We start from the raw sequence: 20,768 nt of genomic DNA, 5'->3' as shown, positions 1-20,768 counted from the left end.
GCTGACAAGTGTCACGCCCTGGGGCATCCTGTACGCCTTCGTTTCCCCCCCGTACAATGCGGGGCTATTTCAACGTCTTAGGCAATCGACACGGCTAACCATGCGCACCAGTCAATATTTGCTCGCCACCCAGAAAGAAACCCCTGCCGACGCAGTGGTCATCAGCCATCAGCTCATGCTGCGTGCCGGCATGATCCGCAAACTGGCCTCCGGCCTGTACACCTGGCTGCCGATGGGCTTGCGGGTAATGCGCAAGGTCGAAGCCGTGGTGCGTGAGGAAATGAACGCCGCCGGCGCCCTGGAGGTGCTGATGCCGAGCATCCAGCCCGCCGAGCTGTGGCAGGAATCCGGTCGCTGGGAGCAATACGGCCCTGAGCTGCTGCGCCTGAAAGACCGCCACCAGCGTGACTTCTGCGTCGGTCCTACCCACGAAGAAGTGATCACCGACCTGGCCCGTAACGAGCTGTCCAGCTATAAACAGCTGCCGCTCAACCTGTACCAGATCCAGACCAAGTTCCGTGACGAAATCCGCCCGCGCTTCGGCCTGATGCGTGGCCGCGAGTTCATCATGAAGGACGCCTACTCGTTCCATGCCGACCAGGCTTCCCTGCAGGAAACCTACGACCGCATGCACCAGGCGTACAGCAATGTGTTCACCCGCCTGGGCCTGGACTTCCGCCCTGTGCAGGCCGATACCGGCTCGATCGGTGGCAGCTACTCGCACGAGTTCCACGTGCTGGCCGAGTCCGGCGAAGACGACGTGATCTTCAGCGACAGCTCCGACTATGCCGCCAACATCGAGAAAGCCGAGGCTATCCCGCGTGAAACCGTGCGCCCTGCCCCTACCGAGGAGCTACGCCTGGTCGACACCCCGAACGCCAAGACCATCGCCCAGTTGGTGGAAAACCACGGCCTGCCGATCGAAAAGACCGTCAAGACCCTGATCGTACGCGGTGCCGAAGAGGGCAAGCTGATTGCCCTGATCGTCCGTGGCGACCACGAACTGAACGAAATCAAGGCCACCAAGCTGGAACAGGTTGCCGACCCGCTGGTCATGGCCACCGAAGCCGAACTGCGCGACGCCATTGGCGCCGGCGCCGGCTCGCTCGGCCCGCTCAACCTGCCACTGGAAATCATCATCGACCGCTCGGTTGCCCTGATGAGCGACTTCGGCATTGGCGCCAACATCGACGACAAGCACTACTTCGGCGTCAACTGGGAACGCGACCTGCCGGTGCCACAGGTTGCCGACCTGCGTAACGTGGTCGAAGGCGACCCAAGCCCGGACGGCCAGGGCACCCTGGTGATCAAGCGCGGCATCGAAGTGGGCCACATCTTCCAGCTGGGTACCAAGTACAGCGAGGCATTGAAATGCCAGGTACTGGGCGAGAACGGTAAGCCGGTGGTTCTGTCGATGGGCTGCTACGGCATCGGCGTTTCCCGCGTGGTCGCCGCGGCCATCGAGCAGAGCTATGACGACAAGGGCATCATCTGGAACGACGCCCTGGCCCCGTTCCAGATCGCTCTGGTACCGCTGCGCTATGAAACCGAGGTGGTCCGTGAGGCAACCGACAAGCTGTACGCCGAACTGACTGCTGCCGGCTTCGAAGTGCTGCTGGACGACCGCGACAAGAAGACCAGCCCAGGCATCAAGTTTGCCGACATGGAGCTGATTGGCATCCCACACCGCATCGTCGTCAGCGATCGCGGCCTGGCCGAAGGCAACCTGGAGTACAAGCACCGCACCGAGCAGGACGCCCAGGCGTTGCCGCTCAATGAAGTGCTGGCCTTCCTGCAGGCCCGCGTTCGCCGCTGATAACCAATGCACGAGTGATCATGTACAAGCGAAGTACCTTTACCCTTGGGGGCGCCGCACTGTGCGGCGCCCTGCTCGTCAGCGGCTGCGCCAACCAGATGTCCCAGCGCAGCGACCATGAGGAGCGCGTCGAGCGCAAACTGCTCGAGCACACCCTGCAGATCGATGTCGGCGAGCCGAAGGTGATGGAGCTTCCGCAGCGACGTGTGCGCGTGCATGAGCAAAAGCGCTTCGAAGTGACCGAATTCGAAGTGACCCGTCGCTATGACCGCTACACGCCTTACCAACCCTGGCGGGAGATCTACGAGATCCCGCTGGGTGCAGTGGCCGTGGTGGCGGGTGTCGGCGCCAATGTGGTCAACGTCTTCGCCTTGGGCAACCTGCCGCAAAGTATCACCCACGACTGGCTCAGCTATGGCGTGGATGGGCTCAATCCGTTCATGAACGTGCCATCCAACGGCCGCGCCCAGCAGAACCTGGCCGGGATCAGCGAAGTGCAGAAAGGCCAGCGAGAGGAATCCACCAGCCTGCCCTGGAGCGAGCGCCTGGTCGAGGTCAAGGCCGGCAAGATGACCCACGAGCTGACCACGGACCGCAACGGCGTGCTGCGCCTGAACCTGCTCGACAGCCCGTTCTCCGAGCAAAACCTCAACCACGTCGGCACCCTGCACCTGCAAGTACTTGACGAGGACAATGCGGTACGAGGCGATGCCAGCCTGTTGGTCAGCGCTACCCTGCGCAATAAGCTGCTCGAAGCCCATGAGCTGATCTTCGATGACCTCGAAGACGATGATGTCGGCCAGTGGGTGCACCGGGTCAAGCGCCTGTCCGAACTGGGCCTTGAAGAGGAAGCCAGTGAAATGGAACAGAGCCTGATCGAGCTGACCCGCAACGATCCGGAGCTGCAACAGGAGTTCCTGCAGTCGCTGACCAAGGCCACTGGCCGGTTGGTGGCGGATCCAGGCGTGCATTAATAGAAGGGGCTGCATTGCAGCCCCTTTCATTTAGGCGGGAACAGCTCCAGCTGTTCATGTGCGCCCCGCAAGTCACGCAACCTCACCCCTACCCCTAGCAAGCGTACCGGCTTGCCGCCACGGGCGAACGCCTGCCCCAGCAATTGCCGATAACTCTCCAGGTCCCGGCCGGCCCCGGCTTGCTCCATGGTGGTCTGGCTGAAGTCATGGAACTTGACCTTGACGAACGGCTTGTCTGGCCGGTAACTGCTGTCCATTCGAGCGATGCGTTCGTTCAGGCTAGCCAGCAGATCTGGCAGCCGCGCCAAGCAACTGGCCAGGTCTGGCAGGTCGGTGTCGTAGGTATTTTCCACACTCACCGACTGGCGTCGGCTGTCGTTATGCACTGCACGCTCATCGATCCCCCGCGCCAACCCCCACAACCGCTCGCCAAAACTGCCGAACTCGCGCACCAATGCCAGCCGTGACCACTCACGCAAATGCAGGCAGGTTTCGATGCCCAGCCGCGTCAGTTTGTCGGCCGTCACCTTACCCACCCCATGCAACCTGGCCACCGGCAAGGCTGCAACGAACGTTTCCACTTCATTTGGGGTAATCACGAACAGCCCGTTGGGTTTGCGCCAGTCACTGGCGATCTTGGCCAGAAACTTGTTAGGCGCCACGCCAGCCGACACGGTGATATGCAGGGTGCGGGCAACACGCCGGCGTATATCCTCGGCAATGCGCGTGGCGCTGCCCGAATACCACTGGCTGTCGCTGACATCCAGATAGGCTTCGTCCAAGGACAAAGGCTCGATGAGCTCTGTGTAGTCGCGAAAGATCGTGTGGATTTCCCGCGAGGCCTCACGGTAGGCCTCGAAGCGCGGCTTGACGATCAACAGATCGGGGCAGAGCTTCAGCGCATGCCGCGATGACATGGCCGAGCGCACGCCATAGGCACGCGCTTCATAGTTGCAGGTGGCGATTACCCCGCGATGGTCGGGCGAGCCCCCCACCGCCATGGGGCGACCGGCCAGGCGCGGGTCATCACGCATCTCGATCGCAGCGTAGAAACAATCGCAGTCGACGTGGATGATCTTGCGCAAGGACATGGACGACCGTCAGCACTGTAAATTCATACAGATAGTATCGCATGCGCCCTCCTCTGAAACAGCTCACCTGCTTTGCTACACGATAATCGGCCTGAAAGCCCCGCCGTGACTGAGCTGTACACTGTTATGAAGCGCTAAGGGTTTGAACAAAAAAGGTTTTTCCAAAACAATTGCTTGACATCAGTGCGTAAATCCGTAGAATTCGATCTCACAGGCGCGGGATGGAGCAGCCTGGTAGCTCGTCGGGCTCATAACCCGAAGGTCGTCGGTTCAAATCCGGCTCCCGCAACCAGATTCGAGAAAAGGCCACTGTTAACGCAGTGGCCTTTTTCTTTGCCCGTTAAAAAGCTTTTCCGAAAAAGCCTCGAAAAATCAAAGCCTAGCGCTTGACATATAAACTACACGCTGTAGAATCCGCCCCACTGACGCGGGATGGAGCAGCCTGGTAGCTCGTCGGGCTCATAACCCGAAGGTCGTCGGTTCAAATCCGGCTCCCGCAACCAGATTCAAGAAAAGGCCACTGTTAACACAGTGGCCTTTTTCTTTGCCTGCTGATAAGCATTTGCGAAAAAACGTCGAAAAATCAAAGCCTAGCGCTTGACATACAAACCACACGCTGTAGAATCCGCCCCACTGACGCGGGATGGAGCAGCCTGGTAGCTCGTCGGGCTCATAACCCGAAGGTCGTCGGTTCAAATCCGGCTCCCGCAACCATATTCGTCAGAACAAACCCCGCCTGTGTAAAAGCAGCGCGGGGTTTGTTGCTTTATACCTCCCTGATTTTCGTCGCCTCGATTTTCCCTCCCCTCATGCCAACCCGCAGGCTTGAGATGTCGTGCCCAGGATGAACTATCTTTAACCCTGCCAAGCCGCTGCAAACGCTTGAGGCCGGAGTAACATTGGATACGTTTTCTTAAGGGACTTTCACTTGGCCGCACCTTTCCTTCACCTCGCGCCGCATGCCCGGGGCAACTCATGACTTCGCACAATCCCGAACCGCCGGTGCCACTCGCTACGGCGCTACCCGGTGCTGTGCAGCGCCTGCCCCTACTCGAACGCCTGAGTCGCTACCGCCAGCCCATAGGCCTGATGGTGACCCTGTTACTGTTCACGATGGCCTTGATTGCCTGCCGCCACCTGCTGAGCGAGCTGGACATCTATGCCTTGCACGATGCCATGCTCAGCGTGCCCACCCAGTCATTGCTGGGCGCCTTGCTGGCAACGGTGATCGGCTTTGTGATCCTGCTGGGCTACGAGTGGTCGGCCAGCCGCTATGCGGGCGTGAAACTGCCAGCACGCAGCCTGGCACTGGGCGGCTTCAGCGCCTTTGCCATCGGCAACGCCATCGGCCTGTCGATGCTCTCTGGCGGCTCGGTTCGCTATCGCCTGTACGCACGGCAAGGGCTTGGTGCTGGCGAAGTCGCACGCATGACCGTGTTTGCCAGCCTGTCACTGGGCTGCGCGCTGCCGCCCCTGGCCGCCTTGGCGACATTGAGCAACCTGCCGGCGGCCTCGACAGCGCTCGGGTTGGCGCCCGGCCTGCTGGCAGCTGTTGCCAGCGCCGTGCTGGTGGTGTCTGCCTTACTGGTAATTGGCTTGTACCGCCGACGCCTGGCCGAGCAACCGGCGGCCAATAACCTGCTCGTTCAACTGGGGCGGCGCACACTTCGCCTGCCGGATGCACGCCTGGCGGCCCTGCAATTGCTGATAACCGCGCTGGATGTGGCGGCGGCGGCCACCGTGCTCTACCTGTTGCTGCCCGAAGCCCCTCCTTTCGGCGCGTTCGTGCTGGTGTACCTGCTGGCCTTGGCCGCGGGCGTGCTCAGCCACGTACCGGGCGGCGTCGGGGTGTTCGAAGCGATCCTGCTGGCGGCCTTTGCCGACCAGCTCGGTGCCGCACCGCTGGCGGCTGCCTTGCTGCTGTACCGGCTGATCTATGTGGTGCTGCCACTGCTGCTGGCCTGCGTGTTGCTGCTGGCCAATGAAGCCCGACGCCTGCTATTTGCGCAACAGGCCATCAAGGCCGCTTCAGGTCTGGCCGCACCGATCCTGTCGATTCTGGTGTTCCTGTCCGGCGTGGTGCTGCTTTTTTCCGGTGCCACGCCCGAGATAGATACGCGCCTGGAGCATATGGGTTTCCTGGTGCCACACCGGCTGATCGACGCCTCTCATTTCGGCGCCAGCCTGATCGGTGTGCTATGCCTGCTGCTGGCCCAAGGCCTACGCCGGCGCCTGTCCGCCGCCTGGCTACTGACCACCGTGCTGTTGCTGGTCGGCGCCCTGCTGTCGCTGTTGAAGGGCTTTGACTGGGAAGAGGCTTGCCTGCTGACCTTTACCGCCGCCCTGCTCGCGCTGTTCCGCCGCTCGTTCTATCGCCCCAGCCGACTGCTGGAGCTGCCCTTCTCGCCGGTTTTCCTGGTGGCCAGCGCCTGTACGGTGGGCGCATCAGTGTGGCTTCTGCTGTTCGCCTACCAGGATGTGCCTTACAGCCATCAGCTGTGGTGGCAGTTCACCCTCGATGCCGACGCGCCACGGGGCCTGCGCGCCGCCATGGGCAGTGCCTTGCTGCTGGCTGCCGTGGCACTGACGTGGCTGCTGCGCACAGCGCCGCCCGTGATCCACCTGCCCGATGAAGAAGAGCTGCAACGCGCCAGCCGCATCCTGCAGGCCTCCGACCAACCCGACGGCGGCTTGGCGCTGACTGGCGACAAGGCGTTGCTGTTCCACCCGCGTGGTAACGCGTTCCTCATGTACGCCCGGCGCGGCCGCAGCCTGGTGGCGCTGTACGACCCGATAGGCCCGGCCCAGGAACGCGCCGAGATGATCTGGCAGTTCCGCGACCTGTGCGACCTGCACCACGCACGCCCCGTGTTCTACCAGGTACGCGCGGAGAACCTGCCGTTCTACATGGACATCGGCCTGACCGCATTGAAGCTCGGTGAAGAAGCCCGGGTCGACTTGCGCCGCTTTGACCTTGAAGCCAAAGGCAAGGAGATGAAAGACCTGCGCTACACCTGGAACCGCGGCGGACGCGATGGCCTGAGCCTGGAGATCCATGAGCCCGGCCACGCCCCGTTGGCTGAGCTGAAGGAAATTTCCGACGCCTGGCTCGGCGGTAAAAACGTGCGCGAGAAAGGCTTCTCCCTGGGGCGCTTCAGCCCAGACTACCTGCAGCACTTCCGCATAGCCCTGATTCGCTTCCAGGGCCGCCCGGTAGCCTTCGCCAACTTGCTGGAAACCCATGGAAACGAGCTGGCCAGCCTCGACCTGATGCGTGCGCACCCCGAAGCGCCAAAGCTGACCATGGAGTTCATGATGATCGGCTTGATCCTGCACTACAAAAGCCATGACTACGGGCGTTTCAGCCTGGGCATGGTACCGCTGTCCGGCCTGCAACCAAGGCGCGGCGCCCCTTTGACCCAGCGCTTGGGTTCGCTGGTGTTCCGCCGCGGTGAACAGCTTTACAACTTCCAGGGGCTTCGACGCTTCAAGGACAAGTTCCAGCCGGACTGGGAACCCCGATACATGGCCGTGCCAGCCGGGCTTGACCCGCTGGTGGCACTGGCCGACACCGCCGCCCTGATTGCAGGCGGCCTGACTGGATTGGTGAAACGCTGATGACCCGACGCTTTTGGCTGTACCTGCTGGTTCCCCTGCTGCTGGCCGCCCTGGGTGGTGGGCTGGCCTTCTGGCTGTGGACGCGCCCGGCCCCCGAGGCGCGCCTGGAGCAAATGAGCATCAATGACACCAGCATCACCCGTGTTACCCCTGGCGTGCACCCCAAGGCCCGGGTGGCCATCGGCGTGCCACAAGACCAGGCACTGACGGGCAAGCAACTGCTCGACCTGAGCCAGGCCGGTGAAGCCCAGCTGGTGCAGGTGATTCTGCCGCCTGGCGACTGCAGCAAGCAGCAGCAGGCCATGGACCAGGCGCTGACCCAACTGCAGGAAAAACCGACCTTGGTCGCCGGCATCGGTCCCGGTGCCACCCAGGCCTGGCGCTGGCTGGCCAGCCAGAACGATGACAAGGCGCGGGCCATTTCCGTGGGCTTCACCCTCGAACAGCCTGACTGCCAGGCTCCGCTGCCCAAATCGGCTGCCCATGGCCACTGGAACGTCGCCTGGAACGACAACCCGGATGACGCCAGCGCCGCCTTCGTGCGCGACCAGGCCAACGCCGAAACCAGCATCAGCGACTACGACATCCACTTGCCACAAGTGCTCAAGGCGCAACTGACCCAAGCCCTGGTCGGCCGCGACGGTAACGCACTGGCCATCCCGGTGGTCGAAGTGCCGGCCGGGCAAACCACAGACACGGTTACCTTGTTCCTCTCTGGTGATGGCGGCTGGCGCGACCTGGACCGCGACGTGGCCGGGGAAATGGCCAAGCTGGGTTACCCGGTGGTGGGCATCGACACGCTGCGCTACTACTGGCAGCACAAGACCCCGGAACAAAGCGCCGCCGACCTTTCCGAGCTGATGCATCACTACCGGCAGAAGTGGGGTACCAAGCGCTTCGTATTGACCGGCTATTCGTTCGGCGCCGACGTGCTGCCGGCAATCTACAACCGCCTGCCCGTCGAGGACCAGCAGCGTATCGACGCGGTGGTGCTGCTAGCCTTTGCGCGCAGTGGCAGCTTCGAGATCGAGGTCGAGGGTTGGCTGGGCAAGGAAGGCCAGGAAGCGCCAACCGGGCCGGAAATGGCCAAGCTGCCAGCGTCCAAGGTCGTGTGCGTATATGGCGTCGAGGAAACCGACGAGAGCGGTTGCACGGAAAAGACGGCAGTGGGTGAACGCCTGAAACTGCCTGGTGGTCACCACTTCGACGAGAACTACCCGGCACTTGCCAAGCGGTTGATTGGCGAGATCGAGACGCGCCAAGGCAAGACCAGCGTAGCTGAGCAGAACTGACAAGGGTCAGGGCCGCTCTGCGGCCCGGACCCTTGCTGTGCAAACCCATTCAGATCTCGACCTGCGTCCCCAGTTCGATCACCCGGTTCAACGGCAGGTTGAAGAAGCGCAAGTTGCCGTTGGCATTTTTCAGCAGGAACGCGAACAGGTTGCCCCGCCAGCGCGACATCCCCTCCAGCCGTGACGCGATCACCGTCTCGCGGCTGAGGAAGTAGGTAGTGCGCATTGGCGTGAAGTCCAGGTCATCCAGATGACACAGCTTCAACGCGGCAGGCACGTCCGGCTCATCCATGAACCCAAAGTGCAGCAACACACGGAAGAATCCGTCGCCATAGGCTTCCACCTCGAAACGCTCATGTTCCGGTACCCGCGGCCGGTCTTCGCTGACCACAGTCAGCAGCACCACCTGGCTGTGCAACACCTGGTTGTGCAACATGTTGTGCAACAGCGCATGCGGCACGGCATCGGAGCGTGCCGTCAGAAACACCGCCGTACCCTCGACCCGGTGCGGTGGCTGAATGCGGATGCTGCTGATGAACAATGGCAATGGCAGGGCACCTTCATCGATGCGCTCGACCAGAATCTGCTTGCCGCGCTTCCAGGTGCTCATCAGCAGGTACAGCACACCACCGGCCAACACCGGGAAGGCACCGCCCTGAGCGATTTTCGGCACGTTGGCGGCGAAGAACAGCCCGTCGACAAGCAGGAAGCCGACCAGAATCGGCACTGCGAGCAGCGGCGGCCACTTCCATAGCAGCAGCATCACCGCTGACACCAGGACGGTGGTGATCAGCATGGTACCGGTCACCGCAACCCCGTAGGCAGCCGCCAGTGCGCCTGACGACTCGAAACCGATGACCAGCAACACCACGCCCACCATCAACGTCCAGTTCACCGCACCAATGTAGATCTGCCCCTGCTCGTCGCTTGAAGTGTGCTGAATGTGCATACGCGGGATATAGCCCAGCTGGATGGCCTGGCGTGTCAAGGAGAAGGCCCCGGAAATCACCGCCTGCGAAGCGATAACCGTGGCCATGGTGGCCAGCCCGACCAAGGGCAGCAGCGCCCAGCCCGGCGCCAGCAGGTAGAACGGGTTGCGCGCGGCCTCCGGGTTTTGCAGCAGCAATGCACCCTGGCCAAAGTAATTGAGCACCAGCGCCGGGAGCACCAGGATGAACCAGGCCCGGGCAATCGGCTTGCGGCCAAAGTGCCCCATGTCGGCGTACAGCGCCTCGGCCCCCGTCAGCGCCAGCACGACCGCGCCGAGAATGGCCACGCCGATGCCAGGGTGCACCACGAAGAAATTGACTGCCCAGACCGGGCTGAACGCCTTGAGTACTTCCGGGCTCTGCGAGATGCCATGCACACCTAGCGCGCCCAGCGCCAGGAACCAGGTAACCATGATAGGACCAAACAGCTTGCCGATCTTCTCGGTGCCGTGCCGCTGTACCAGGAACAGTGCCACCAGCACCACCAGCGAAATTGGCACCACCCAGTGGTCGATACCGTCGAAGGCCAGGCCCACGCCCTCCACCGCCGACAGCACCGACACCGCCGGGGTGATCATACTGTCGCCATAGAACAGCGAAGCGCCGATCAAGCCACAGATCACCATCAGTGTGCGCAGCCGCGGGTACGCCGCCGTGGCCCGCCGCGCCAGAGCGGTCAGCGCCATGGTGCCGCCCTCCCCCTGGTTATCGGCACGCAAGATGAACATCACATACTTGAATGACACCACCCACAACAACGACCAAAGGATCAGCGACAGGATCCCCAGCACGCCATCATGGTTGACCGACACCCCGTAGCCGCCGGTAAAGACTTCCTTGAGGGTATACAACGGGCTGGTGCCGATATCGCCATAAACTACCCCGACCGCCGCCACGAGCAGGCCCACCGACCGTGACGCACCCTGCTTCCCCTCGTGCCCGCCCTCAGCGTGACTGCTTGCCTGAACCATCGACCACTCCCGCAAACGGCCTTCACGGCCCTTGGTAATCAATCTGCCACCAGGCCCTGGAAGGTACCCCGGCGCAACGGCGCGAAGCATAGCGCAGCGTTCGTCGTATTTCTGCTGGTCAAGCGCCCTTGCGCTCGCTAGAATTGCGCACTTTTTGATCAGAGGCGCCAAAAGCGCCCGTCAAGTTCGCCCCCGATTCCGGCCGGGCGACCTGTATTCAATACCGAGGTTAGTCATGTCCACCACGCCCGCCACCCCCAAGGTAGGTTTCGTAAGCCTGGGTTGCCCAAAAGCCCTGGTCGACTCCGAGCGCATCCTGACCCAGCTGCGCATGGAAGGCTATGAAGTCGTACCCACCTACGAGGACGCCGACGTGGTGGTGGTCAACACCTGCGGCTTCATCGACAGCGCCAAGGCCGAATCGCTGGAAGTGATCGGCGAAGCCATCAAGGAAAACGGCAAGGTGATCGTCACCGGCTGCATGGGCGTCGAAGAAGGCAGCATCCGTGACGTGCACCCAAGCGTGCTGTCGGTCACTGGCCCGCAGCAGTACGAGCAGGTAGTCAACGCCGTTCACGAAGTGGTGCCGCCGCGTCAGGACCACAACCCGCTGATCGACCTGGTGCCGCCACAGGGCGTCAAGCTGACCCCGCGCCACTATGCCTACCTGAAGATCTCCGAAGGCTGCAACCACAGCTGCAGCTTCTGCATCATCCCGTCGATGCGCGGCAAGCTGGTCAGCCGCCCGGTGGGTGAAGTGCTGAGCGAGGCCGAGCGCCTGGTCAAGGCCGGGGTGAAGGAAATCCTTGTGATTTCCCAGGACACCAGCGCCTACGGCGTCGACGTCAAGTACAAGACCGACTTCTGGAACGGCCGCCCGGTGAAGACCCGCATGCTCGAGCTGTGCGAAGCACTGAGCAGCCTGGGCGCCTGGGTCCGCCTGCACTATGTGTACCCTTACCCGAACGTTGACGACGTGATCCCGCTGATGGCTGCCAGCAAGATCCTGCCGTACCTGGACATCCCGTTCCAGCACGCCAGCCCGAAAGTGCTCAAGTCGATGAAGCGCCCGGCCTTCGAAGACCGCACCCTGGCGCGCATCAAGAACTGGCGCGAGCAGTGCCCTGAGCTGGTGATCCGCTCCACCTTCATCGTCGGCTTCCCGGGCGAGACCGAGGAAGACTTCCAGTACCTGCTGGACTGGCTGACCGAAGCCCAGCTCGACCGCGTGGGCTGCTTCCAGTACTCGCCGGTGGAAGGCGCCCCGGCCAACGACCTGGGCCTGGCCGAAGTACCGGACGACGTCAAGCAAGAGCGCTGGGACCGCTTCATGGCCCACCAGCAGGCCATCAGTGCTGCCCGCCTGCAATTGCGCATCGGCAAGGAAATCGACGTGCTGATCGACGAAGTCGAGGAACAAGGTTCGGTTGGCCGCAGCTTCTTCGATGCACCGGAAATCGATGGCAGCGTGTTCATCGATGGCGACCATGGTTTCAAGCCAGGCGACAAAGTGCGTTGCCGTGTGGTGGATGCCGACGAGTACGACATGTGGGCTGAACCCATCTAAAACGGCTGAAGCCTGCAAAGCCCCTGCCCCGGCGTTCTCCATAGGGAATGACCGGCGCAGGGGCTTTTTTGTCAGAACGTGTGAAACAGCATCAGGCCGCCCTCGGCATCCGGGCTGGCATCCGAGAAGCCTTTGACTGCATAGAGTTGGACTTTCCACTGCTGGTTGAGCTTGTGGGTGAGGAACAGGGTAAGCTCCTTGATCTGCGCCCCGGTCGAGACCACTTTCTGCCGCCAATCGTAGGAGGCGCCGGCCGAAGTACCGACCGCCACCGGCAGGGCAAAGCCGAGACTGGCAAATACCGGGTCATCGAAGTCGCTATCGGGCGGGTCACCGAACTTCTTCCAACCCAGCGTCGCGAAACCGGTGACCGGGCCAAAGCCCTTGGCTATGTCGACCTGGGTGGTGTAATCGTACTGGCCGGTGCCCAAGCACTGGTCTTCATCAGCGGTAGGGAATTTGACCTTGCCGATCAGGTCCAGCATCAGGCCGCCGTCACGACCATCGAGCAGTGCATAGGCGGCGCTGGCAACCGTGTCACCCAACCCGCTTTCCACGTCTCGGCAACCACCGGGCAAGGGGTCACCATTGGGGCCGACTTCGGGGTTGGTGATACGCAACCAAGGCACGGTAACCTTGTAGGTCATGGGGCCGCTCTCATACTTGCCGACCACCGGCACATACCAGATTTCCGAAGTGGTGCCGGTACCATAGTCGCCACTTGAATAATCCATGCCAATGGCGGCACTGAAGGTATCGGCCAGCGCCGACACGCAGGTGCACGAGAGCAAACAGGCGAACAGAGGGAGCGTGGGTCTCATTTGCAACTCAGTACTCTTTCGGGAAGCATGGCCAGACTTACCCAGCCTAGTTGGCTAACGCCCGGATCGCTCTGGATGCTCGACTTTTTCCACCGTCTCTGCCTTTTCCGGCCTCTCCACCTTTTCAACTTTCTCTGGTAACTCCACCTTTTCGACCCGTTCAGGCTTTTCTACTTTTTCTACTTTCTCGGGCTTCTCGACTTTCTCGACTTTCTCGACTTTCTCGACCTTCTCGACCTTCTCGACCTTCTCGACCTTCTCGACCTTCTCGACCTTCTCGACCTTCTCGACCTTCTCGACCTTCTCGACTTTCTCGGGCTTCTCGACCTTGTCTACTTTTTCGACCTTTCCGGTGTTTTCGACTTCGACCTTCTCAACCCGATCGGAGCTTCCACTGTTGCTACGCGTCGATTGCTCCGATGCGTCGAGGTGTACCGACTCTCCCGACTTGTCACCACTGCCATGGTCACTGGAGCCGTCAACGGCACTGCGCCCACTGTGATCATCGCTGTTTTCATCACGATCGTTGGCCCCATCGCTTGCGCCATGACCGCTGCTGGAGCCGCCGGAGTTGCTTCCGTCATGCTCACCACCGTGCCCCGACTGGCTTCTGTCAGGATTGTCGACACGGCCGTCCTGGAATTCCACGCGGGTTGCCCGCAGCTCGTGAGTTCCATTGAGCACCCCGCTCACCCGCACACGCTGATCAAGCGCCAACGCCGCTGGCTGCCGACCGACAATTACGGTGCCCTGCCCCAATGTCACATTGAGACCTGCAACCACCAACTGCCGAGCTTGTGTGCGCTGTACCAGCCCTTCAACCACCGCCTGCTGGACACGACCAGCAAAAGGCAGGCTCGGGTCTGGACGGGTTTGCGCCACTTCAAGCTGGCGCCCGGTCCACTGGCCGCGCACCAGCACCTCACGAGCAGGCGCCACACGGGTACCCAACTTCAACCCTTGAAGGCTGCCAGTGCGATCAACCGCGCCGATGGCGCTGGCCTCCCTCAACCCCGGTGCCCGTTCGATACGGGTCGCCACGACTTCTCCCCGGGCATCGCGCAGGCCGCTGACCCTCACGGGCTCACCCGGGCGCAACCCTTCAGCTACCCGCGCGCCAGCGGCCAGCCGCACGGGTTGCCCCATGACCCGCAGTGGGGCCGAGGCATTGGGCAGCGCCGTCAACGGCCCTTCGAAGACGTTGAGGATCGAAATGCGCCCCGCTTGCAGGCCGCGCTGGGTGGCGAATGCCTCCACCGCCACCACCTGCCCGATCGCCAGGTGACCACTGCTGGCAGGCGCACCGTTCTCACTCACCGGTACGTCCTTGCCATAGTGCACTTCCATGCCATTGACGCAGATCGAGGCGAAGCCGGTGATGGTACCGACGATGCCTGTACCCCCAGTACCACCCGGGCGCAGGATCGGCGTACCGGTACCACCTACATCACCGTGGCGCTGATCAAAGTAGGTGCCGTCCACACCCTCCGCCACCGCGCCTGTGCCGCCTGTACCACCCGGACGTTGCTGGACTGGGGCACCGGTGCCACCGACGCCGCCATTTTCATTGCGTACACCGGTGCCGCCCATACCGCCGGGAAACTGCAGGCCTGCGGCACCGGCCATACCCATCTCGTCACGGCTGACACACACCGGCGCTGCGGCCACCTCGGCCGGGGCCATCAGGTTCCCCCCGAAAACCAGGGCAAACATGACAGCACTGAGGTAGCGCACAGGAAGAGTCATGGGCCGGGTGTCTTCGACGGGTCGGAATCGGTAGCTTCAGTGTAGAAATAAAGCCCGACAGTGATGCGCTGACGTTGTTCGATACCGGGCTCATCAGCACTCTCCAACGCTGCTGCAAGCCGGCTGAAGGCAAGTAGTGTCTGCATGCCATCCTTGGCTACCACATCTCGCAAATGCTCGACGCTGGCCGGGCTCAAGGCATCGTAGTGCACGCTACGCTCAAAAAATGGCGGGCCTTCGCCGCTGAGGTTGTGCACCGCCGCACAGGCATGGTCATGCAGGTTGTGGCCGAAGTACGCAGCCTTTTCATCAAAACCCTTCTGTGGCACGAATGCATGGGCTTCCAGGTGCACGCAATCCTGCTCATCGAGCCGCACGACGCCCAGGCGCAACCATTCGTCCAGCACCACCCGGCCGCGGATATCGGTGCTGACCTTGGCGACCAGGGCGTCGAATGAGCAATCGCCACCCACACTGGCTAGCCGCGCAAGCGCCCTCGCCTGGCCGGGTGCCGAGCAGAATGGTGGGGTGTTGGTCCATACATTGACCAACTGTGCACCTAGCGTGATGTTATCCGGCAGGGCCGCAATTGCAGTGTCACCCTCATTACGCAGCCGCCGAACATCTTTACGATGTACGCCAGTAAGCAGGCTGATGCGGCTATCGGTTGGCGCGGTGTCGTTCAGGCGAAACTCGCGATGGGCCACATCGACGAACACCTCCTTGAGCAGGTCGGTGAACATCGTGTAGGTAACCCCTTTGCGCAGCATCAGGCGCACCAGCGGGCGCATCACACGCCGCAGCGCACTCAGCATCGACGGGGGTAAGACAGGCGATTGCATCGAGGGCATTCCTTGACAGAGGCACCCAGTATAAGACGCGGGAATTAATCCCACGCAAACCGCAATCATATCCCGGCATGGACGAGGAAAAAGCTGTCAGCGCTCATTGGAAATGACGTGATAAAGGCAAGACAGGCCAGAACCTGCTCATACAAAACCCGTCCGCTGGGTTTTGTATGGGCCACTTCGGGTCAGCGCCAATCAGCTTCTGCTGTTGTCATCCCCGGCCTCGCCGCCGGCATGAACACCGTGGTCATCACCGGGTTCGCCACCCACATGGTTGCCGTGATCATCGCCAGGCTCACCGCCGACATGATTACCATGATCATCCCCGGGTTCCCCACCCGCGTGATTGCCATGATCGTCACCCGCTTCAGCATGGTTGCTGCTGCGCCCAGCGTTTGAATTACCGTCGTGGCCACTGCCGCTGTTGCCGGCATGGCCACCACCGTCACCGCCGCTGCCGTGGCCACCACTTCCGCTTCCGCCACCATGGCCACCGCCGCCACCACTTCCACCACCACCGTGGCCACCGCCACCGCCACTTCCACCGCCACCGTGGCCACCGCCGCCGCCACTTCCACCGCCACCGTGGCCACCGCCGCCGCCACTGCCACCGCCACCGTGGCCACCGCCACCGCCACCGCCACCGCCACCGCCATCTTTAGCGTAGGCACTGGAGCCATGAGAAATCGAGTCAGGGATCAAGGCAATGGACATCGACAACACGCCAGCTACAGCAGCCGCGAGTAAAGCCTTCTTGAACAGCAGGTGGATTTGCATAGTCCGTCTCCAGGTCTTCGCCACGAGAACGCCAAATCAGTCAGTAATCTTGCTTCAGATTGAACTTATATTTACGTGGGATTTTTTCCCACGCTTAATTAATAGACCGTCACTCCCCAGGTCTCAAGCGCCAATCGAACAAGCCGACCGGTGGTTGGCCTGCTATGTTTTCCCTATCGCCCCAGAGGAACACCGGCATGGCTGCGCTACTGACGCTGCAAACCCCGCGCTTGTGCGACTACAGCGAGCTGGTACAGGTGTGGGAGGATTCAGTACGCGCCACCCACGACTTTCTGCCAGAGGGCTATATCCTGCTACTGCGCGAACATGTGCTGCGCCGCTACCTCGACGCAGTGATGCTGATCTGCTGCAAGGACCGCCAGCGCATCTGTGGTTTCGCCGGTGTCGCCAACGGGCGGGTGGACATGCTGTTCGTCGCACCTGGCTACCGCGGCCAAGGGGTAGGCAAGCGCCTGCTGCGCTATGCCATCAATGAGCTGAATGCCGAGTACCTTGACGTCAACGAACAGAACCCGAAAGCGCTGGGCTTCTACCTGCATGAGGGTTTCGAGGTCATCGGCCGTTCGGAAACCGACGGCCTGGGCCAGCCCTATCCTCTGCTGCACATGAGGCTAATGCGCACAGTGCCTTGAGGCGGCGCCTGAATGTGCCGCGCTATGTGTCCAAAATGGCGCATCTGACACAGATTCCCATCATCTACCGCTTGCAGGCAGGTACAATGGAGGCCTTTCCCTGCCTTGCGAATTGCCCCATGTCCGAACCCGTCCGCCTGTCCAAACGCCTCATCGAGCAGCTCGGCTGCTCCCGCCGCGAGGCCGAGCAGTACATTGAAGGAGGCTGGGTAACGGTCGATGGCGTGGTGGTCGAGCAGCCGCAGTTCAAGGTTGAGCAGCAGCGCGTCGAACTGCTGCCGGGCGCCCGTGCCGAAACCCTGGAGCCGGTGACCCTGCTGCTGAACCAGCCAGCCGGCATGGACAGTGAAGACGCCCGCGCCAGCATGAACATGGGCAGCCTTAGCGAGGCCCACCGCGAAGGCGTGCGCGCCCTGCACGGGCATTTTGCCCGGCAGGCCTGCGTGGCACCGCTGGAGCGTGGCGCCAGCGGCCTGCAGGTGTTTACCCAGGACTGGCGGGTATCCCGCAAGATCGAGGCCGACCTGCGTCGCCTGGAGCAAGAGTTCATCATTGAAGTGCGCGGCGAAACCACCCCCCAGGCGCTGGAACGCCTGGCGCGTGGGGCCATGCGCAATGACCGCGAGTTGCCCAAGGCCAAGGCCAGCTGGCAGAACGAGACACACCTGCGCATGGTGTTGAAAAACCCACAACCAGGGCAGATTTCCGAGCTATGCGCCTACCTGCGCCTGGAGCTTTTAGGCATGCGACGCATTCGCCTGGGTGGTGTGTCGATGGGCAAGCTGCCCTTGGGCCAATGGCGTTACCTGGCTACCTCCGAACGTTTCTAAGCAATACGCCGCGCCGGAACGCGCGGCACCTGAACAGGATTCTGCTGCAATGAACCACAACGACGTCCTGCGCAGCCTGCGCTACATGCTCAAGGTGAACGACGCCAAGATGGCCGAGATCATCGGGCTCTCTGGCCTCGAAGTGCATCCTCTGGTGCTGGCCACCTACCTGAAAAAAGAAGAAGAGGAAGGCTTCGTGCGCTGCCCTGAACGGGTGATGGCGCACTTCCTTGACGGCCTGGTGATCTACCGCCGAGGCAAAGACGATAGCCGCCCGCAGCAGCCGATCGAGCTGCCGGTAACCAACAACCTGATCCTCAAGAAGCTGCGTGTGGCCTTTGAGCTCAAGGAAGACGACCTGCACGCGATTCTCAAGTCGGTCAACTTCCCGGTCAGCAAACCTGAGCTCAGCGCGCTGTTCCGCAAGGCTGGCCACGACAACTACCGCCCGTGTGGCGACCAGTTGATGCGCAACTTCCTCAAGGGCCTGACCCTGCGCGTGCGCGGCTGAGTGGCCATGCAGCATAAGGTTGTCCCGGTCGGCATCGTCCACTCCTGTTTCAAGGAAAAGTTCGCCATTCCGCGCCAGCCGCAGCTGGCGCCTGCCGCCCGTGGCGTACTCGAACTGTTGCCGCCGTTCGATCAAGGTGACGCGGTCGAAGGCCTGGAGCAGGTCAGCCATGTCTGGCTGCTGTTCCTGTTCCACCAGGCCCTGGAAGAAAAGCCGCGCCTGAAAGTGCGGCCTCCGCGTCTGGGCGGCAACAAGAGCATGGGGGTGTTCGCCACCCGCGCCACCCATCGGCCCAACGGCATCGGCCAGTCGGTGGTACGCCTGGAGGGCGTGGAGCCCGGGCGCCTGCTGCTGTCCGGGATCGACCTGCTCGACGGCACGCCGGTGCTGGACATCAAGCCGTATGTGCCCTATGCCGACAGCGTCGCTGGCGCCAGCAACCAGATGGCCAATGCAGCGCCTGTGGCAATTGACGTGCAGTGGGCGGACAACGCCCTGATCCAGGCCCGCGAGCATGCGCTGCGTTTGAATGAGCCGCTGGTGCAACTGATCGAGCAATGCCTGGCGCAGGACCCACGGCCGGCCTACCAGATACCACCGTCCGAGCGGGTGTACGGGGTGAAGTTCTGGGATGTGCAAGTAAGGTGGCATTACCCACAGCCGGAGGAGATCCGGGTGTTGGAGGTGGTACTGGGCTGAGGGCCACCGCATCGCCCTGTGTGGGAGCGGCCTTGCGTCGCGAAAGGGCTGCGCAGCGGCCCCAAGATTTCAGCCATCCTGCAAGGTCGCCGGGGCTGCTGCGCAGCCCATTCGCGACGCAAGGCCGCTCCCACAGGGACCGCGCAGACACGAAAAAGGCGACCTTGGGTCGCCTTTCTCATTTCAACCCGCTATCAACGAGCCGGGCCTTCAGCCACGCCCAGGTCGTCCGTCGGGCGGGTATCGACCAGCGGCGCACCACCGGAGGCCAGTTCCGAAGCCAGCTTGTCGTTGTCCATTTCCTTGACCCACTTGGCCACTACCACGGTGGCAACGGCGTTGCCCACCAGGTTGGTCAGGGCGCGGGCTTCGGACATGAAGCGGTCGATGCCGAGGATCAGCGCCAGGCCGGCAACCGGCAGGTGGCCAACAGCCGACAGGGTCGCGGCCAGCACGATGAAGCCCGAGCCGGTAACGCCGGCAGCACCCTTGGAAGCCACCAGCAGCACCAGCAGCAGGGTGATCTGGTGAGTGATGTCCATGGTGGTGTCAGTGGCCTGAGCGATGAACACCGCAGCCATGGTCAGGTAGATCGAGGTACCGTCCAGGTTGAACGAGTAGCCAGTCGGGATAACCAGGCCCACTACCGATTTCTTGGCACCCAGGCGCTCCATCTTGGCCAGCATGCGTGGCAGGGCCGACTCCGAGGACGAAGTACCCAGCACGATCAGCAGTTCTTCACGGATGTAGCGGATCAGCTTGATCACGCTGAAGCCGTGGGCACGGCAGATACCGCCCAGCACCACCAGCACGAACAGCAGGCAGGTGATGTAGAAGCAGGCCATCAGGTAGCCCAGCTGCACCAGCGAGCCAACACCGTACTGGCCGATGGTGAAGGCCATGGCGCCGAAAGCGCCGATCGGGGCCAGCTTCATGATCATGTTGATGATGTTGAACATGACGTGGGCGAAGCGGTCGATCATGTCCAGTACCGGCTTGCCGTAGCTGCCCAGGCGGTGCAGGGCGAAGCCGAACAGTACCGAGAACATCAGCACTTGCAGGATGTCGCCGTTGGCGAAGGCGCCGACGACCGTATTGGGGATGACGTTAAGCAGGAAGCCGACGGTAGTCTGCTGCGCGCCGGCGGCGGCGTAGGCAGCCACGCTGCTGGCGTTCAGGGTGCTGACGTCGATGTGCATGCCAGCGCCTGGCTTGACCACGTTGACGACGACGAGGCCGATGATCAGGGCGATGGTGGAGACGATTTCGAAGTACAGCAACGCGTAGCCGCCGGTTTTGCCGACCGACTTCATGCTCTGCATGCCGGCAATGCCGCTGACCACGGTACAGAAGATGATCGGGGCGATGACCATCTTGATCAGTTTGACGAAGCCGTCACCCAGGGGTTTGAGGGCAACGCCCGTTTCCGGGTAGTAGTGGCCGAGCAGGATGCCGATGGTGATGGCGACCAACACCTGGACATACAGGGATTTGTACAGCGGCTGACGTGTCGTCATGGCTAATTTTCCTCAAGTGTGCCGGTTCACCCTTCCCAGGGTGATGGG

The 20,768-nt window shown here is 62.2% G+C and carries 16 protein-coding genes and 3 tRNA genes; 12 read left to right on the top strand and 7 right to left on the bottom strand.

Annotated features, from left to right (window positions below):
- Positions 1–100: 100 nt before the first annotated feature.
- Entirely contained in the window at positions 101–1,816 is a 1,716-nt protein-coding gene (locus tag BJQ17_RS09270; protein WP_003254788.1) for a proline--tRNA ligase, read from the top strand.
- A 20-nt stretch (positions 1,817–1,836) separates the two neighbouring features.
- Positions 1,837–2,790 carry a hypothetical protein gene (locus BJQ17_RS09265; protein WP_003254789.1) on the top strand — a complete coding sequence of 318 codons (954 nt, stop codon included), beginning with the start codon at positions 1,837–1,839 and terminating at the stop codon, positions 2,788–2,790.
- A 26-nt stretch (positions 2,791–2,816) separates the two neighbouring features.
- Here BJQ17_RS09265 and dinB read toward each other — a convergent pair whose 3' ends face one another.
- Positions 2,817–3,875, bottom strand: coding sequence for a DNA polymerase IV (gene dinB / locus BJQ17_RS09260; protein WP_161775046.1), 1,059 nt, complete (start codon positions 3,873–3,875; stop codon positions 2,817–2,819).
- Positions 3,876–4,096: 221 nt separating this feature from the next.
- Between dinB and BJQ17_RS09255 the strand changes: the two genes are divergently transcribed.
- From BJQ17_RS09255 to BJQ17_RS09235, 5 genes are all read left to right on the top strand, one after another.
- Positions 4,097–4,173: transfer RNA gene (locus BJQ17_RS09255), tRNA-Met, on the top strand.
- Between the two features lie 134 nt (positions 4,174–4,307).
- Positions 4,308–4,384 (top strand) — tRNA-Met (locus BJQ17_RS09250).
- A gap of 134 nt (positions 4,385–4,518) precedes the next feature.
- Positions 4,519–4,595 (top strand) — tRNA-Met (locus BJQ17_RS09245).
- A 261-nt stretch (positions 4,596–4,856) separates the two neighbouring features.
- On the top strand, positions 4,857–7,499 hold the full coding sequence (gene mprF, locus BJQ17_RS09240) for a bifunctional lysylphosphatidylglycerol flippase/synthetase MprF (RefSeq protein WP_003254792.1): 2,643 nt from the start codon (positions 4,857–4,859) through the stop codon (positions 7,497–7,499).
- Complete coding sequence (locus BJQ17_RS09235; protein ID WP_003254793.1) at positions 7,499–8,791, top strand: virulence factor family protein; 1,293 nt, start codon at positions 7,499–7,501, stop codon at positions 8,789–8,791. Before mprF ends, BJQ17_RS09235 begins: the two co-directional genes overlap by 1 nt.
- A gap of 49 nt (positions 8,792–8,840) precedes the next feature.
- Here the strand turns inward: BJQ17_RS09235 and BJQ17_RS09230 are convergent, their stop codons facing one another.
- Positions 8,841–10,751 (bottom strand): potassium transporter Kup, encoded by a 1,911-nt coding sequence (locus BJQ17_RS09230; protein WP_003254794.1) that lies wholly within the window; start codon positions 10,749–10,751, stop codon positions 8,841–8,843.
- Positions 10,752–10,986: 235 nt separating this feature from the next.
- Here BJQ17_RS09230 and rimO point away from each other — a divergent pair, with 235 nt between their 5' ends.
- Positions 10,987–12,318 (top strand): 30S ribosomal protein S12 methylthiotransferase RimO, encoded by a 1,332-nt coding sequence (rimO, locus tag BJQ17_RS09225; RefSeq protein WP_070095931.1) that lies wholly within the window; start codon positions 10,987–10,989, stop codon positions 12,316–12,318.
- Between the two features lie 71 nt (positions 12,319–12,389).
- On the opposite strand, the gene BJQ17_RS09220 is transcribed toward rimO, so the two are convergent.
- The 4 genes from BJQ17_RS09220 to BJQ17_RS31600 all read right to left on the bottom strand — a co-directional run bounded on the left by BJQ17_RS09220 (position 12,390) and on the right by BJQ17_RS31600 (position 16,413).
- Positions 12,390–13,139 (bottom strand): hypothetical protein, encoded by a 750-nt coding sequence (locus BJQ17_RS09220; RefSeq protein ID WP_012051465.1) that lies wholly within the window; start codon positions 13,137–13,139, stop codon positions 12,390–12,392.
- A gap of 54 nt (positions 13,140–13,193) precedes the next feature.
- A complete protein-coding gene (locus BJQ17_RS09215) occupies positions 13,194–14,885 on the bottom strand; it encodes a DUF5666 domain-containing protein (RefSeq protein WP_070095930.1) in 1,692 nt (563 codons plus the stop codon).
- A complete protein-coding gene (locus tag BJQ17_RS09210) occupies positions 14,882–15,727 on the bottom strand; it encodes a DUF6502 family protein (RefSeq protein WP_003254799.1) in 846 nt (281 codons plus the stop codon). The genes BJQ17_RS09215 and BJQ17_RS09210 overlap by 4 nt, the downstream gene beginning before the upstream one ends.
- Positions 15,728–15,918: 191 nt before the next feature.
- Entirely contained in the window at positions 15,919–16,413 is a 495-nt protein-coding gene (locus tag BJQ17_RS31600) for a hypothetical protein (RefSeq protein WP_070095929.1), read from the bottom strand.
- 294 nt (positions 16,414–16,707) lie between these two features.
- Here BJQ17_RS31600 and BJQ17_RS09200 point away from each other — a divergent pair, with 294 nt between their 5' ends.
- The 4 genes from BJQ17_RS09200 (at position 16,708) to tsaA (ending at position 19,203) form a co-directional block, all read left to right on the top strand.
- Complete coding sequence (locus BJQ17_RS09200) at positions 16,708–17,163, top strand: GNAT family N-acetyltransferase (protein ID WP_003254803.1); 456 nt, start codon at positions 16,708–16,710, stop codon at positions 17,161–17,163.
- Between the two features lie 119 nt (positions 17,164–17,282).
- A complete protein-coding gene (locus tag BJQ17_RS09195; protein WP_010952344.1) occupies positions 17,283–17,993 on the top strand; it encodes an rRNA pseudouridine synthase in 711 nt (236 codons plus the stop codon).
- Positions 17,994–18,042: 49 nt separating this feature from the next.
- On the top strand, positions 18,043–18,504 hold the full coding sequence (locus tag BJQ17_RS09190; RefSeq protein WP_003254807.1) for a DUF1456 family protein: 462 nt from the start codon (positions 18,043–18,045) through the stop codon (positions 18,502–18,504).
- Between the two features lie 6 nt (positions 18,505–18,510).
- On the top strand, positions 18,511–19,203 hold the full coding sequence (gene tsaA, locus BJQ17_RS09185; RefSeq protein WP_003254809.1) for a tRNA (N6-threonylcarbamoyladenosine(37)-N6)-methyltransferase TrmO: 693 nt from the start codon (positions 18,511–18,513) through the stop codon (positions 19,201–19,203).
- A 194-nt stretch (positions 19,204–19,397) separates the two neighbouring features.
- Here tsaA and BJQ17_RS09180 read toward each other — a convergent pair whose 3' ends face one another.
- Positions 19,398–20,720, bottom strand: coding sequence for a dicarboxylate/amino acid:cation symporter (locus tag BJQ17_RS09180; RefSeq protein WP_003254811.1), 1,323 nt, complete (start codon positions 20,718–20,720; stop codon positions 19,398–19,400).
- Positions 20,721–20,768 lie beyond the last annotated feature (48 nt).

Source organism: Pseudomonas sp. NBRC 111139 (assembly GCF_001753955.1).
In the GTDB taxonomy this organism is placed as follows: domain Bacteria; phylum Pseudomonadota; class Gammaproteobacteria; order Pseudomonadales; family Pseudomonadaceae; genus Aquipseudomonas; species Aquipseudomonas alloputida.
This window is presented reverse-complemented; position numbering and strand designations above follow the sequence as displayed.